This is a genomic window from Pseudonocardia sp. DSM 110487 (assembly GCF_019468565.1).
Taxonomy (GTDB): domain Bacteria; phylum Actinomycetota; class Actinomycetes; order Mycobacteriales; family Pseudonocardiaceae; genus Pseudonocardia.
In genome coordinates this window covers 9,401,053-9,414,285 of sequence record NZ_CP080521.1, presented here as the reverse complement: position 1 = coordinate 9,414,285, position 13,233 = coordinate 9,401,053, and the positions used below count along the sequence as shown (strand labels likewise).

General features: G+C 72.6%; 13 protein-coding genes. 10 read left to right on the top strand and 3 right to left on the bottom strand.

The annotated features are described in order from the left end of the window. Positions 1-5 precede the first annotated feature (5 nt). From K1T35_RS44420 to K1T35_RS44390, 7 genes are all read left to right on the top strand, one after another. Positions 6-836: a sugar phosphate isomerase/epimerase gene (locus K1T35_RS44420; RefSeq protein ID WP_220257639.1), complete on the top strand. Its 831-nt coding sequence runs from the start codon at positions 6-8 to the stop codon at positions 834-836. A gap of 53 nt (positions 837-889) precedes the next feature. After that, entirely contained in the window at positions 890-1,723 is an 834-nt protein-coding gene (locus K1T35_RS44415) for a thioesterase family protein (RefSeq protein WP_255621343.1), read from the top strand. Positions 1,724-1,748: 25 nt separating this feature from the next. Then, positions 1,749-2,555, top strand: a complete 807-nt coding sequence (gene proC, locus K1T35_RS44410; RefSeq protein WP_220257637.1) for a pyrroline-5-carboxylate reductase — start codon at positions 1,749-1,751, stop codon at positions 2,553-2,555. Positions 2,556-2,734: 179 nt separating this feature from the next. Further along, positions 2,735-2,944, top strand: coding sequence for a helix-turn-helix domain-containing protein (locus K1T35_RS44405; RefSeq protein ID WP_220257636.1), 210 nt, complete (start codon positions 2,735-2,737; stop codon positions 2,942-2,944). Positions 2,945-3,106: 162 nt separating this feature from the next. After that, a complete protein-coding gene (locus K1T35_RS44400; RefSeq protein ID WP_003402602.1) occupies positions 3,107-3,208 on the top strand; it encodes a 30S ribosomal protein bS22 in 102 nt (33 codons plus the stop codon). A gap of 163 nt (positions 3,209-3,371) precedes the next feature. After that, the gene (locus K1T35_RS44395; RefSeq protein WP_220257635.1) at positions 3,372-4,409 is read left to right on the top strand and encodes an NAD-dependent epimerase/dehydratase family protein; all 1,038 of its coding nucleotides are present in this window, start codon (positions 3,372-3,374) and stop codon (positions 4,407-4,409) included. A gap of 104 nt (positions 4,410-4,513) precedes the next feature. Then, positions 4,514-5,461: a lysophospholipid acyltransferase family protein gene (locus tag K1T35_RS44390; RefSeq protein WP_220263247.1), complete on the top strand. Its 948-nt coding sequence runs from the start codon at positions 4,514-4,516 to the stop codon at positions 5,459-5,461. Between the two features lie 8 nt (positions 5,462-5,469). Here the strand turns inward: K1T35_RS44390 and K1T35_RS44385 are convergent, their stop codons facing one another. The 3 genes from K1T35_RS44385 to K1T35_RS44375 all read right to left on the bottom strand — a co-directional run bounded on the left by K1T35_RS44385 (position 5,470) and on the right by K1T35_RS44375 (position 8,830). Next, positions 5,470-6,420 (bottom strand): HAD family phosphatase, encoded by a 951-nt coding sequence (locus tag K1T35_RS44385; RefSeq protein WP_255621341.1) that lies wholly within the window; start codon positions 6,418-6,420, stop codon positions 5,470-5,472. Between the two features lie 159 nt (positions 6,421-6,579). Next, positions 6,580-7,929, bottom strand: a complete 1,350-nt coding sequence (locus K1T35_RS44380) for a DUF5667 domain-containing protein (protein ID WP_220257634.1) — start codon at positions 7,927-7,929, stop codon at positions 6,580-6,582. A 184-nt stretch (positions 7,930-8,113) separates the two neighbouring features. Next, positions 8,114-8,830 carry a sigma-70 family RNA polymerase sigma factor gene (locus K1T35_RS44375; protein ID WP_220257633.1) on the bottom strand — a complete coding sequence of 239 codons (717 nt, stop codon included), beginning with the start codon at positions 8,828-8,830 and terminating at the stop codon, positions 8,114-8,116. A 488-nt stretch (positions 8,831-9,318) separates the two neighbouring features. Here K1T35_RS44375 and K1T35_RS44370 point away from each other — a divergent pair, with 488 nt between their 5' ends. From K1T35_RS44370 to K1T35_RS44360, 3 genes are all read left to right on the top strand, one after another. After that, positions 9,319-10,884, top strand: coding sequence for an AMP-binding protein (locus tag K1T35_RS44370; protein WP_255621340.1), 1,566 nt, complete (start codon positions 9,319-9,321; stop codon positions 10,882-10,884). Next, the gene (locus K1T35_RS44365) at positions 10,881-11,120 is read left to right on the top strand and encodes a glutaredoxin family protein (protein WP_220257632.1); all 240 of its coding nucleotides are present in this window, start codon (positions 10,881-10,883) and stop codon (positions 11,118-11,120) included. Before K1T35_RS44370 ends, K1T35_RS44365 begins: the two co-directional genes overlap by 4 nt. Before the next feature lie 229 nt (positions 11,121-11,349). Further along, positions 11,350-12,939, top strand: a complete 1,590-nt coding sequence (locus tag K1T35_RS44360) for a molybdopterin-dependent oxidoreductase (protein ID WP_255621338.1) — start codon at positions 11,350-11,352, stop codon at positions 12,937-12,939. Positions 12,940-13,233 lie beyond the last annotated feature (294 nt).

Genomic DNA, 13,233 nt, shown 5'->3' with positions numbered 1-13,233 from the left:
CTGAGATGCCGCCGCCCGGGCTGCCGCCGGCCCCGCCGGTTGCGCTTTCCACCGCATCGGTCTACCCCGAGTCGGCCCGGGTGGCGTTCGAGCTCGCCGCCGAGCTCGGGTACGACGGCGTCGAGCTGATGGTCTGGATCGACCCGATCAGCCAGGACATCTCCGCGGTCGCCCGGCTGGCCGACCGCTTCGGGATACCGGTGCTGGCGGTCCACGCGCCCTGCCTGGCCGTCACGCAGCGGGTGTGGACCGCCGACCCGATCGGCCGGATCCGGCGCTCGGTGGCGGCAGCGGCCACGCTCGGCTGCCGCACCGTCGTGCTGCACCCGCCGTTCCGCTGGCAGCGTCGGTACGCCGCGCAGTTCTCGGACGAGGTCGCGCGAGCGGGCGAGCACGCCGGGGTCGCGCTCGCCGTGGAGAACATGTACCCGATCACGCGGTCCGGGGTGCGCACCGTGCCCTACACACCCGGGTTCGACCCCACCGAGGTCGGCCACGCCCACTACACGCTCGACCTCTCCCACACCGCGGCCGCAGGCATCGACGCGCTCGCCCTGCTGGATCGGATGGGAACGGCGCTCACCCACGTCCACCTCGCCGACGGCAGCGGTTCCCCGCGCGACGAACACCGCGTGCCGGGACGCGGCGGTCAGCCGTGCGCCGAGGTCTGCGAGCGCCTCACCGGGTCCTGGTTCGACGGTGTGGTCGTCATCGAGGTCAGCACGCGGCGCTGCCGCACCCGGTCGGAACGCGCGGCGTTGCTCGCCGAGTCGCTGCTGTTCGCCCGCCTGCACCTACAGCCAACGGCCCGGCCGGCCGCGGTTCCCGTCCAGTAGCGCCGATCACATCGGCGCGCGCGGCGATGGACGCCGGTGATACGCACTGTTCCGTGCGACCAACCGCCACCACCACTGACGCCGACCGGCCGTTCCGCGATGCGATCGGTCTGACCCCGCGCGGCGACGGCCGCTTCGCCGCCGAGCTGGGCACCCGCTTCACGGTCGGCACGAAGGCGCACGGCGGCCTGCTGATGGTGCTGCTCGCCCGCGCCGGGCTGGCTCGCGTCGATACCGAGAGGCCGGGTGCTGCCCCTGACCCGCTCGTCATCGCCGCCGACTACCTCCGTGCACCCGACCCGGGCCCAGTAGAGCTGGACACCGAGCTGCTGAAGCTCGGCCGCACGGCGTCGGTCGTGGCGGTCCGGATGCGCCAGGACGGCCGGCTCGTGCTCGCCGCGACCGTCACGGCCGGCCGGCTGCCCGACGACGGCGTGCGGTGGAGCGACCTGCCCGAGATGCCCGCCGAGCCGACGCCGGACGCGATCGATCCGCGGGACTCGGGCGTCGCCCTCGGCGTCGCGGGTGCCTGCGAGCTGCGCTATGACACCCCGACGTTCGCCTTCGCGAGGGGTGAGAAGGCGCCGCCGCTGCTGCGCGGCTGGGCCCGGCCGCGCGGCGAGCCGACCGACGTCCTGTTCGCCCTGCTCTCGGGCGACATCATGGCGCCCACGGTGTTCAACCTCGGCGGCCGCGTCGGTTGGGCGCCGACCGTGCAGCTCACGGCGCTGCTGCGGGAGCGGCCCGCACCGGGCTGGCTGCGGATCGAGGCGCGGACGCGCGCGGTGGCGGGCGACTGGTTCGACGAGGACGTCACGGTCGTCGACTCGGCCGGCCGGCTGGTCTGCCAGGCCCGCCAGCTGGCCCTCTCCCCACTCGCGCCCTGAGACCCTGCGACTACCGTTTCCGCCCATGACACGGATCGCTGTGCTCGGGGCGGGGAAGATCGGTGAGGCGCTGCTGGCGGGGCTGCTCGCCGGCGGCCGGTCCGCCGACGACCTCGTGTTCACCGAGCGGCACCCGGAACGGTCAGCCGAGCTGACCTCCCGGCTCGGGGTCGAGGCTGTCGACGTGGCGACCGCGGCCGAGCGGTCGGACATGGTCGTGGTCGCCGTGAAGCCGCAGGACATCGCGCCGGTCCTCACCGAGCTCGCGCCGGTGCTGCGTCCGGGCACCCTCGTGGTGTCGCTCTGCGCCGGCCTCCCGACGGCGCTGTTCGAGGGCGCCCTCCCGGCCGGCACCCCCGTCGTCCGGGTGATGCCGAACACCCCCATGCTGGTGGGGGAGGCGATGAGCGCGATCTCCCCGGGCACGCACGCCACCGACGAGCAGCTCACCGCCGTGGAGAAGATGCTCGCCTCGGTCGGGCGGGTTGTACGGGTCCCCGAGTCGCAGCAGGACGCGGTGACGGCGCTGTCCGGATCCGGGCCCGCCTACTTCTTCTTCCTCGTCGAGGCGATGATCGACGCGGGGATTCTGCTCGGCCTGCCCCGTGCCGTCGCGGCTGACCTCATCGTGCAGTCGGCGTTCGGTGCCGCGAGGATGCTGCGCGAGTCCCACGACCACCCGGTGATCCTGCGCGAGGCGGTCACCTCGCCCGCCGGCACGACGATCGCGGCCATCAGGGAGCTCGAGCGGCACGGCGTCCGGGCGGCTCTGATCGCGGCGATCGAGGCGGCGCGAGACAGGTCCGTGGAACTGGGCAAGGCCGCGCAATGACTTGCCTCTAGCCCGAACGGGCCAGCGAGATCACCCGTACGCGCCGCCTTCGGTCACCCTCCTGCCCACCACTCCCCTCGATCACGTCACATCCGCACCGCTAAGCTCATTCGGAACATCGGCGCCGTCCCTGCCACGGGAGACCGGGCGGCCGGTGCGACCACGAAAGCGGTGATCGGATGCCGTCCGAACCTTCGGAAATTCACCTCTCGCAGGTGCAGTTCCTGACGGTCGCCGAGGTCGCGGCCATGATGCGGGTGTCGAAGATGACCGTGTACCGGCTCGTGCACGGCGGCGATCTGCCCGCCGCGCGCGTCGGACGCTCGTTCCGCGTTCCGAAGAATGCGGTGGAGGAGTACCTCCGCAGCGCCTACTTCGACGCCGGCTGAACCCCCGGGGACGCGCCGCGCCCGAGAACCCCCGGTAGAGTGGGCCACCGGTCATCGCCCGGCCCGTGCGCGCCCGTCGCGCTGCGCCCGGCCGGGCCGCACCTCCACCGCACGACCAGTGGCCCGTCCCGGGCCGCGTCCCGACAGGAAGGGCCGCCACGCATGGGCTCCGTCATCAAGAAGCGCCGCAAGCGGATGTCGAAGAAGAAGCACCGCAAGCTCCTCCGCAGGACCCGCGTGCAGCGGCGCAAGCTCGGCAAGTAAGACCCTTGTCACCCGATCCCGGGTGCGGCCTCGAGGCTGCACCCGGGATTGCGTTTACCTGCCGTGCGTCCCATCACTCGGGTGAAGTCGTACCCGCACAGCCGCCGCGGGCGGTCTACCATCGGTCACTCGCCGAATCCGTCTGCGTTCCTGGGGTAGTGCCGTGCCGCCATCCGTCGTGCTCGTCACCGGGGTCAGTCGGTTCCTCGGTGGCCACCTCGCCGCTCGTCTCGCGCAGAACCCCGACATCGACCGGGTACTCGGGGTGGACACCGTGCCGCCCCCGCGAGATCTGCTCCGCCGAATGGGCCGCGCGGAGTTCGTGCGTGCAGACATCCGCAACCCGCTGATCTCGAAGGTCATCTCCACCGCATCGGTCGACACCGTCGTCCATGCCTCGCTCTCCGCCAACCCGGGCTCGTCCGGCGGTCGCGTTGCGATGAAGGAGATGAACGTCATCGGCACGATGCAGCTCCTCGCCGCGTGCCAGAAGGCGCCGTCGGTGCGGCGCATGGTGCTCAAGTCCACCACCGCCGTGTACGGATCGAGCCCGCGGGACCCCGCGCTGTTCGACGAGGCCATGACGCCGAAGGACCTGCCGTCCGGCGGGTACGCCAAAGACGCGGTCGAGATCGAGGGCTACCTGCGCGGGTTCGCCCGCAGGCGCCCCGACGTGTCGGTCACAACGCTGCGGTTCTCGAACTTCATCGGCCCGCGCATCGACACGGTCTTCACCCGGTACTTCGCGCTCCCCGCCGTGCCGATCGTGCTCGGCTACGACGCGCGCGTGCAGCTGCTGCACGAGGAGGACGGGCTCGCGGTGCTCGAGCGCGCCGCGAGCGAGGACATCCCGGGTGTCTTCAACGTCGCGGCGGACGGTGTGCTGCTGCTCTCACAGGCCATCCGCAGGGCCGGCCGGATACCGATCCCCGTACCGAGCACGATGGTGGGCCCGGTGGGCAGGCTCTTCCGCAGCGCCCGCCTCGTCGACTTCTCCCCGGAGCAGATGCGGCTGCTCAACTTCGGCCGCGTGGTGGACAACCGGCGCCTGCGCAGGCAGTTCGGTTTCACCCCACGCTGGACCACCGTGCAGGCCTTCGACGACTACGTCCGCGGACGCGCGCTGCGCCCCGTGGTGGATCCCGAGCGGTTCGCCGCCGTGGAGCAGGGCGTGCTCGCCGCCGCGCGGGCCCTGCGCTGATCAGGCTGCTGGAGGAAACCAGGGATGAGGATGCTGCGATGACGCCCCGCCGCCGCGCCGTGCACAGCCCCGCCGGCCCTCGGGCCGAGGAGGAGCGAGCCGTCATGACCGAAGCCCGGGTGATCCCGCTGCATGCCGAAGATCGCCGGAGGACATGGGGTGATGCCGACGAGGCGCCGTTCGTGACCGAGCCCGAGCACACTGGCCCTCCTCCGTGGGAGGAGGCGCTGGCCGAGTCGCTCGCGTTCCTGCGCAGGCGGTTGGAAGGCGACTACGCCGTCGACGAGTTCGGGTTCGACGCCGACCTCACCGAGCACGTCATCCTGCCCGCGCTCCGGCCGCTGTACCGCAGCTGGTTCCGGGTGGAGACGATCGGAATGGACCACGTGCCGGACGAGGGTGGCGCCCTCGTGGTGGCCAACCACTCGGGCACGCTGCCGCTGGACTCCCTGATGGCCATGGTGGCGCTGCACGACGAGCACCCCGCGCAGCGTCACCTGCGGATGCTCGGCGCGGACCTGATGTTCCAGCTTCCGGTGGTCGGCGCGCTGGCCCGCAAGCAGGGAAGCACGCTCGCCTGCATGCCGGACGCGGAGCGACTGATGTCGTCCGGTGAGCTCGTCGGGGTGTGGCCCGAGGGCTTCAAGGGCATCGGCAAGCCCTTCCGGGATCGGTACAAGCTGCAGCGGTTCGGCCGCGGCGGATTCGTGGCGGCCGCGCTGCGCACCGGGGTCCCGATCATCCCGTGCGCGATCGTGGGTGCGGAGGAGATCTATCCGAAGATCGGCGACATCAAGCCGCTCGCCCGGCTCCTCGGCGCCCCGTACTTCCCGATCACCCCGCTGTTCCCGCTGTTCGGGCCGCTCGGGCTCCTCCCGCTGCCGTCGAAGTGGTACATCGAGTTCGGCGAGCCGATCGGCACCGACGAGATCGACCGCGCCGACGCGGACGACCCGATGACGGTGTTCAACCTGACCGACCAGGTGCGCGAGACGATCCAGCACACCCTCTACCGGCTGCTGAGCCAGCGCAGGAGCGCCTTCTTCGGCTGAGCTCGGGTTCAGCGCTTGCGGGCGGCCATGCCCGCTGCGACGGCGCCCGCGATCGCGCCTGCGCCGAGCACCGAGTGCATGCCGATCTTGGCCGCCTTGCGGCCAGTGCGGAAGTCGCGGACCTGCCAGCCCCGTTCCTTCGCGATGTCGCGCAGCTCCGAGTCGGGGTTGACGGCCACAGCGGTGCCGACGGCGGAGAGCATCGGGACGTCGTTCACGGAGTCGGAGTAGGCCGTGCAGCGGCGCAGGTCCAGTCCTTCGGTGACGGCCAGCGCCCGCACGGCGTGGGCCTTCGCGGGGCCGTGGAGGATCTCACCGACCAGCCGGCCGGTGTAGAACCCGTCGACGCTCTCGGCCACCGTGCCGAGCGCCCCGGTGAGCCCGAGCCTGCGGGCGATGATGAGGGCCAGCTCGACAGGGGTGGCGGTGACGAGCCAGACGCGCTGCCCCGCGTCCAGGTGCATCTGGGCGAGTGCGCGGGTGCCTGCCCAGATCCGGTCGGCCATCAGCTCGTCGTAGATCTCCTCGCCGAGCGCGGTGATCTCGGCGACCGAGCGGCCCGCGACGAACGACAGCGCGGTGTCGCGCCCGGTGGTGGTGGAGTACGTGGTCTCCCGGCCGCCGATGCGGAACTTCAGCTGCTGCCACGCGAAGCCGACGAGGTCGGCGGTGGTGAAGAACTTCCGCGCGGCGAGCCCGCGGGCGAAGTGGAAGATCGACGCGCCGACCATCATCGTGTTGTCGACGTCGAAGAAGGCGGCGGCGGTGAGGTCCGTGAGCGGGACGTCGGGCGGGCCGCTGTCGCCCGCTGCCACGGCGGCGGCCGCAGCGGCCTCACCGGCGCGTATCGCAGGGTCGGTGGCAGTGGCGGAACCGACAACACCCGGAGTCTCCGTGGCCCCGCTCAGCTCGCCGGAGCCGGTGGGGGAGAGCGGTTCGCGAGGTTCTTGTTCAACCACCTACGGGCCTCCGTCGGGATTCGTCACCTCAGCCTACTGTTGCCGGGCGGACGGACGAGGCCGGTTCGGTGACCGATGGGTTGCCAACCGTGACGTCACACGCGACACGAAGGCCGCCGCGGGAAACACGTTCCGCGGCGGCCTTCATGACGTTGCGACTCAGCCGATGGTGATCCCCGGCAAACCCGGGAGCAGCGGCGGCAGCGTGACCGGCGGCAATAACGGCAGCGGCACCGAGACGTTGCCGTCACCGTCGTCACCCGAGTCCGACTCGGATTCCGACGTGCCGTCGTCCTCCTTGGTGGAGGTGTCGGACGGCTTCTCCTCCTCGTCCCGATTCGTGTTCGGGACGAGGTCCGGAAGCAGCCCGGGGTTCTCGCGCTCGGTGCTCTTCTCGGAGCTGCGCGATGGCGCGTCGGTCTCGCGCGCGTCCGACGAGTCCGTCTCCTTGTCCGGCGTGGAGGTGGCGTCCTCCGCGGCGTCCTCGGAGCCCGACTTGTCCTCGCTCTCGCCGGCCGTGCGACGGGAGGTGTCCTCGTCGGCGCTCGCCGTCTGGCCGAGCAGCCGCGCGAGCAGTTCCTTCGACGCGTCGGCATCCGCCGACGCGGGCAGTGCGGGCTCCAGCTCGGTGAGCTTGTCGGACTGCTCGGAGGCCCACTTGTGCAGATCTTCGGCCGCGGTGCCGCCCTGGTCCGTCTCGGCCGCGGAGAGCAGCAGCTGGGAGCCCTCGTTGGTGGCCGTGTCGAAGTCGTCCATCGCCGTGGTGAACACATCGGGCGAAGGCGCCGACTGCGTGTCGCGGGCCAGCTGTTCCACCTCGGAGAGCCGGGTCGCGGCGATCTCGAGGTGGCGGCGCGCCTTGCTGCCCTCGTCGAAGGTGAGGGCGAGGCCTGCGGACTCCGCGACCCGCTTGACCGGGTAGAGGGTGTCGCCCGGCAGCGCGTTGCTGCTGGCGAGGACCCCACCGCTGGCGATCGCGAGCAGTGCGGCGGCAGCTGCCGCACCGGCGAACACCACGCGGCCGCGCAGGCCGGCCAGAGCCGAACGCCCGGAGCGGCGGCCGCCGATGCTGTGCCGGGCCCTGCGGCCGGCCCGCCCGCCCCCGTGGAGCGGGATCGGCTCGGCGATGGTGTCCGAGTCGGCGTCGGAGCCGGGAGCGGAATCCGCGGTGATCGGCTCTATCAGCGTCGTCTCGGCCGTCGGGTCGCCGTCCACGCGCTCGATCGGCTTGCCGAGCGGTGCGGTGAGCTCCGTGGCGTCAGGCGGCGCCGCGGCGTGGCGGGGTGCCTGCCGTGGGCCGCCCTGCTCGGCGGCGAGCACTGCCATGAGGCGTTGCCTGGCCCGGGCCTTCGTCTCGGCGTCCGGCGCGAACGCCGTACCCCGCGACCGCAGCATGGCCACGATCTCGAGTTCCCGCGCGAGATCGGCGTCGTCCGTGGTGCCGAGGGGTGTCCCCGACTCCACGGCGGCGGCGAACCGCTCTGCGTCCTTGCCCTGTCCGGCGGGCATGTTGGCCGTCCTCACTGCATCCCTGCGCTGTCAGTACCCGTGCCGCGGGCGTGCGCGGCGCGGCCTTCAGCCCTACAACGAGCGGACGAGCCGGTGGTTACGGCGCCAAGACCGTTCACCGCATTGAGTCGTTCATTCGCCGCACCTGTAACGCGACGGGCGGTCGATGCGATATCGCTGCGGATCATCGGAGACCCTCCGGGAGCAGCTGGGCGAGCCGTCGGACCGCTCGATGTTGAAGGGCCTTGACGGCGCCTTCGTTACGGTCCATGATCTCGGCCGTTTCGGCCACGGACAGGCCCTGCAGGAAGCGAAGCTGGATGCATTCCTGCTGGTCAGGGTTGAGTTTCCGGACACAGCGGAGCAGCTCGTCGTTGGTGGCGCCGTCCAGTACTTCCTGTTCGGGGCCACCCGTGCTCGGCGAGAGCTCGATGATCTCGCTCGTCGTCTGCTCCAGCCGGTACCGGCTGGACTTCACGTGGTCGAAGATCAGGTTCCGGGCGATGGTGACGAACCACGCACCGATGTCCCGGCCCTGGTAGCTGACCGAGGAGATGCGGCGGAGGGCCCGGACGAAGGTCTCCTGGGTGAGATCCTCGGCGAGGGTGCGGTCGCCGGTGCGGAAGAGCACGTAGCGGAAGACGACGTCGTAGTAGCGGTCGAACAGGTCGCCGAAGGCGACCATGTCACCGTCCTGCGCCGCCTTCACCAGCGCCCATGCGCCGCCGCTCTCCTCGGGGGGCGCCGCGGCCGCGTCGTGCGTGCGGGTCGAGGGATCACCCGTGGCCGCCGGGGACTCGCCGGGGCTGTGCCGTCGGGGGAGCGGGAGCGGAGGGCGGGTGGCGCCGGCTTGGGGTGGCGGGCCGGCGGAACCTACGCGGGGAGCTGTGGTCGGGGGCATCTGTACCTCTTCACCCGCGGGGGATCGGGTGGTCTCGGTGGGGAGCAGCCGAGGCTGTCGCGCGGGACGGGTCATGGCTCCCGGCAGGCCCTTGGAGCGGGTCGATGATCGGTACGTCGATGGTCAGGACGCCGTGCCGAGCGTCTGCGCAACGCACAGGCGTCCGTCGGGTCGGCCCGCGGTGCGCCGGCGGCGACAGGCTGCATGCCACTCCCTCGGGTGAGCTTCGCGACGATCTCGTGGGTCGGCCGTTGAGGTGTTAGCGGCGGAGCATACGGGCGGGCGGGTGTGGCGAAGCACGCACCACCGTTCGGCGCGCCCGCGGTCCGGTGAGCGGCCGACTACGCGCGGTCAGTGTCATCGTCTTCCGCGTGTCGCGGGCCACTGGCCTGCACGAGTGCGTCGAGCGTCGTGGGCGCCGCGCCGCCGGGTTCATGCCAGACTCGCGGTCGAGGCCATCCGGCGCAGCGCCGACCCCTGGGAGAACCGTGGACAGCCCTGACGGCAGCCCGCAGGACGGGACCCCGCAGCACGTGGCCGATCTGGTCGCGAGGGCGGCGCGCAGCACCCCGGACCTGGCCGCGATCGTGGACGTGACCAGCGAGATCACGCTCACGTGGGCGCAGCTCGACGCCGCCGTGAGCGCGGAGGCAACCCGCTTGGGGGCGGCCGGAGCCGGGGCGGGCGAGCGGGTGCTCGTGCGGCTGGGCAACAGTGCGGCGTTCTGCGTCTCGGTGCTCGGTGCGCTGCGGGCGGGCGCCGTGTCCGTCCCGTTCGGACCCGTGGCGGTGGCCCGCGAGCTCGAGATCGTGCTCGACGACTGCCGGCCAGCGGTCGTCGTTGCTGCGGAGGGCGACGACGCGGCGCAGCGATGCGGCCCGTCGGTCGGGGCAGCCCTGCTCCCGCCGCCCGATCTTCGTCCCGGCGCGGCGGCGCCCGCCGTGGCGGCGCTCGGCGGCGGCGAGGACATCGCGCTGCTGATCTACACGTCCGGCACGACGGGCCGCCCCCGGGGCGTGCAGCTGTCGCACCGGGCCGTGCTGGCCAACCGCGAGCAGACCGCATCGCTGCGACCCGCGCCGGTCCTCCCGGTGGACCGGGTGCTCCTGTCGATCCCCCTCTTCCACGTCTTCGGCCTCGCCGCAGGGTTCCTGCAGGCCTGCTGGGCGGGGGCCACGGTCGTGCTCACGGAGCGCTTCGACCCGAAGCACATCGCCGACGTGCTCGTGCGGGAGCGCGTGAGCGGGATGGCGGGCGTGCCCTCGATGTTCCGGGCGCTGCTCGAGCTCCCGCCCGCCGAGCTGCGCGCCGCCACCGCGGGCCTGCGGTTGTGCACGTCCGGAGGGGCGCCGCTGCCGCCGCAGTGGCTCGACGACTTCCGGACGGTCACCGACCTGCCCATCTACGAGGGGTACGGCCTCACCGAGGCAGGCCCGGTACTCACGATGAACGCGATCGGCCGCCCACCGAAGCCAGGGTCGGTCGGCCGCCCACTGCCCGGCGTCGAGCTGCGCCTCGTGGACCGCGAGGGGAGGCCGATCGAGGTCGTGGCCGCCCCCGACCCCGAGGACATCGACGAGGACGTCTCCGACCCGGCGCACGACACCGGGCTGGTGGCCGTACGTGGACCGAACCTCTTCTCCGGCTACTGGCCCGACGGCGACGGCGGCCCGGACGCCGACGGCTGGTTCCGCACCGCCGACGTGGGCTTCCTCGACCACGAGGGTGACCTGCACCTCGTCGACCGCTCGTCGGACCTGGTGATCGTCAACGGCTTCAACGTGTACCCCCGCGAGGTGGAGACCGTGCTCGCGGAACTGCCGGCGGTGGCTGAGGCGGCGGTCGTCGGGGTCCCCGACGAGAACACCGGCGAGGCGGTCAAGGCCGTGCTGGTGCGCGCCGAGGGCGCCGAGCTGACGGAGGACGAGGTGCTCGCGCACTGCACGGAGCGGCTGGCCCGGTTCAAGGTGCCGTCGGTGATCGAGTTCGCCGACGCGTTGCCCCGCACCCCCACCGGCAAGGTGGCACGCCGGCAGCTCGCGGGGCGGTCGTGACGGCGCCGCGGGTCACCGTCTACACGCGCGCCGACTGCGGGCTGTGCGAGAAGGCGGAGGCGGAGGTCGCCCGGATCTGCGCCGACGTGGGGGCGGGCTGGACCACGGTGGACGTCGACTCCGACCCCGAGCTGCGCGCGGAATACGGCGACCGGGTACCCGTGATCGAGGTCGACGGGCGCGAGCACGGTTTCTGGCGGGTCGAGGAGGACCGCCTCCGCGCGGCCCTGGCCTGAACCGCCCCACCGAGCAGCGCCGGCCCTCTCCTCCGGTGGTCGAGTAGCGCCGGCCCACCAGGGCCGGCGCGTATCGAGACCACGCGCCTGTCTGCGAGGGGTGGTGGTCTCGATACGGGACGGCGCTGGGGCGCCGTCCCTACTCGACCACCGGGACGATTCAGGAACCGGCGCGAGGCGTCCTCGGATCGTCATCTCCTCGGGGGCCGCCCGGGGCCAGACTTGTGCCGTGAGCACCACTGAGGCACCGCATCGGGCCGGGGAGCCCGCCGCACCGGCGATCCCGCGGGGGTGGGCCGCGCTCGTGGGGGTGCTCGGCGTCGCCGCGGCCGTCGCGGCGGGGCAGCTGGTGGCGAGCCTCGTCGCGCCTGCTTCGTCGCCCTACCTGGCCGTCGGGGACGCGGTGGTGCGGCTGTCGCCGCACTGGCTCGTCGAGTTCGCGAAGGCCGCCTTCGGCACGGCCGACAAGCCGGTGCTGCTCGCCGGGATGGGCGTGGTGATCGTGGGCATCGCGGCGCTCGCGGGAGTTGTCTCGCGCCGGCACTACGGGCCCGCTGTGGGCACCGTGATCGTGCTGGGGGTGCTCGGGCTCGGGGCCGTGATGTTCGAGCCGGCCTTCTCACCGCTGGACATGCTCGCGCCGACCGTCTCGCTGGTGGTGGGCGTTGCGGTGGTCCGGTGGCTGCACGGGCGCGCGCTCGCGGCGGCGGAACGTCCCGACGAACCGGCGCAGCCGGGCGGCCTCACCCGCCGTGCGCTCCTCGCGCGGTCCGCGGCCGCGGTGGGGGTGGCGTCGCTCGCCGGGGGCGCAGCCGGGGCGTGGCTCGGCCGCGGCGTCGGGGACCTGCGGGGGCCGGTCACCGCACGGATCGCGGCGGCCCGGTTCACCGAGCGGGCCCCCGCGGTCCCGGCCTCTGCCGCCTACCCACAGCTGGGCACCCCGACCTTCCTCACGTCGAACGCCGACTTCTACCGCATCGACACCGCACTCCGGGTCCCGGTGATGGCCGCTGAGGACTGGTCGCTGCGCATCCACGGGATGGTCGACGCGGAGCGGACGTTGACCTTCGACGACCTCCTGGCCCGGCCGCTCGTCGAGCGCCCGGTCACGCTGACCTGCGTGTCGAACACCGTCGGCGGTGACCTGATCTCCACCGCGACGTTCACGGGCGTCGACGTGCGCGACCTCCTCATGGAGGTCGGCGTGCGGCCGGGCGCGGACCAGGCCTTCTCCAGGAGCGTGGACGGCTGGTACACCGGAACGCCGGTGGACGTGCTTCTCGAGCCCGGCCGGGGCGCGATGCTCGCGGTCGGCATGAACGGGGAGGCGCTGCCGCTCGAGCACGGGTTCCCGGTGCGGATGGTCGTCCCCGGCCTGTACGGGTACGTCTCGGCGACGAAGTGGATCACCGAGATGGAGCTCACGACGTTCGACGCCAAGGCGGGCTACTGGCTGCAGCGCGGGTGGGCGCAGCGCGCGCCGATCAAGACGCAGTCGCGTATCGACAGCCCGCGCGGCTTCGCGGCGGTGCCGGCCGGACGGCTGACGGTGGCCGGCATCGCGTGGTCTCAGCCGACCGGGATCGGACGCGTCGAGGTGAGCATGGACGGCGGGCCGTGGCAGGATGCCGAGCTCGCCACCGAGGTGAGCGGCGACACCTGGCGTATGTGGCGCGCCGAGTTCGACGTCGCGCCCGGCGGCCACTCCGTGCGCAGCCGGGCCACCGCCGCCGACGGCGTGACGCAGACCGAGGCGGTCGCCGATCCCGTCCCGGACGGGGCGACCGGGTGGCCCGACGTCTCGTTCTCCGCTGGCTAGTGCCCCTCACCTCCGGCGGGAAGCACCAGCCGTTCGACGGCCAGGAACGGCCGATCGTCGATCGATCACGGATCCGGGCTCACGAGCGGCGGCAGGCGCGCGAGGCAACGTGGCCGCAAGAGCGGCGGCAGGGTCGGTGACCTCGGATCCGACGGCACCCGAAACGGCGTGACCGGGATCTCCGAGGTCTCGGCCATGGTGCAGATGGCGGCGGCTGCCACGTCCGGGCTTGCGAACGACCCACGCGACGAGCGGCAGTCATGGGACGACCATCGGTCGAGCGCGGCTCGCGGG

Excerpts from the sequence above, each read along its gene's own strand:
- K1T35_RS44420 (WP_220257639.1), top strand. The coding sequence starts at position 6 with ATGCCGCCGCCCGGGCTGCCGCCGGCCCCGCCGGTTGCGCTTTCCACC.
- proC (WP_220257637.1), top strand. The coding sequence starts at position 1,749 with ATGACACGGATCGCTGTGCTCGGGGCGGGGAAGATCGGTGAGGCGCTG.
- K1T35_RS44405 (WP_220257636.1), top strand. The coding sequence starts at position 2,735 with ATGCCGTCCGAACCTTCGGAAATTCACCTCTCGCAGGTGCAGTTCCTG.
- K1T35_RS44400 (WP_003402602.1), top strand. The coding sequence starts at position 3,107 with ATGGGCTCCGTCATCAAGAAGCGCCGCAAGCGGATGTCGAAGAAGAAG.
- K1T35_RS44390 (WP_220263247.1), top strand. The coding sequence starts at position 4,514 with ATGACCGAAGCCCGGGTGATCCCGCTGCATGCCGAAGATCGCCGGAGG.
- K1T35_RS44380 (WP_220257634.1), bottom strand. The coding sequence starts at position 7,929 with ATGCCCGCCGGACAGGGCAAGGACGCAGAGCGGTTCGCCGCCGCCGTG.
- K1T35_RS44375 (WP_220257633.1), bottom strand. The coding sequence starts at position 8,830 with ATGCCCCCGACCACAGCTCCCCGCGTAGGTTCCGCCGGCCCGCCACCC.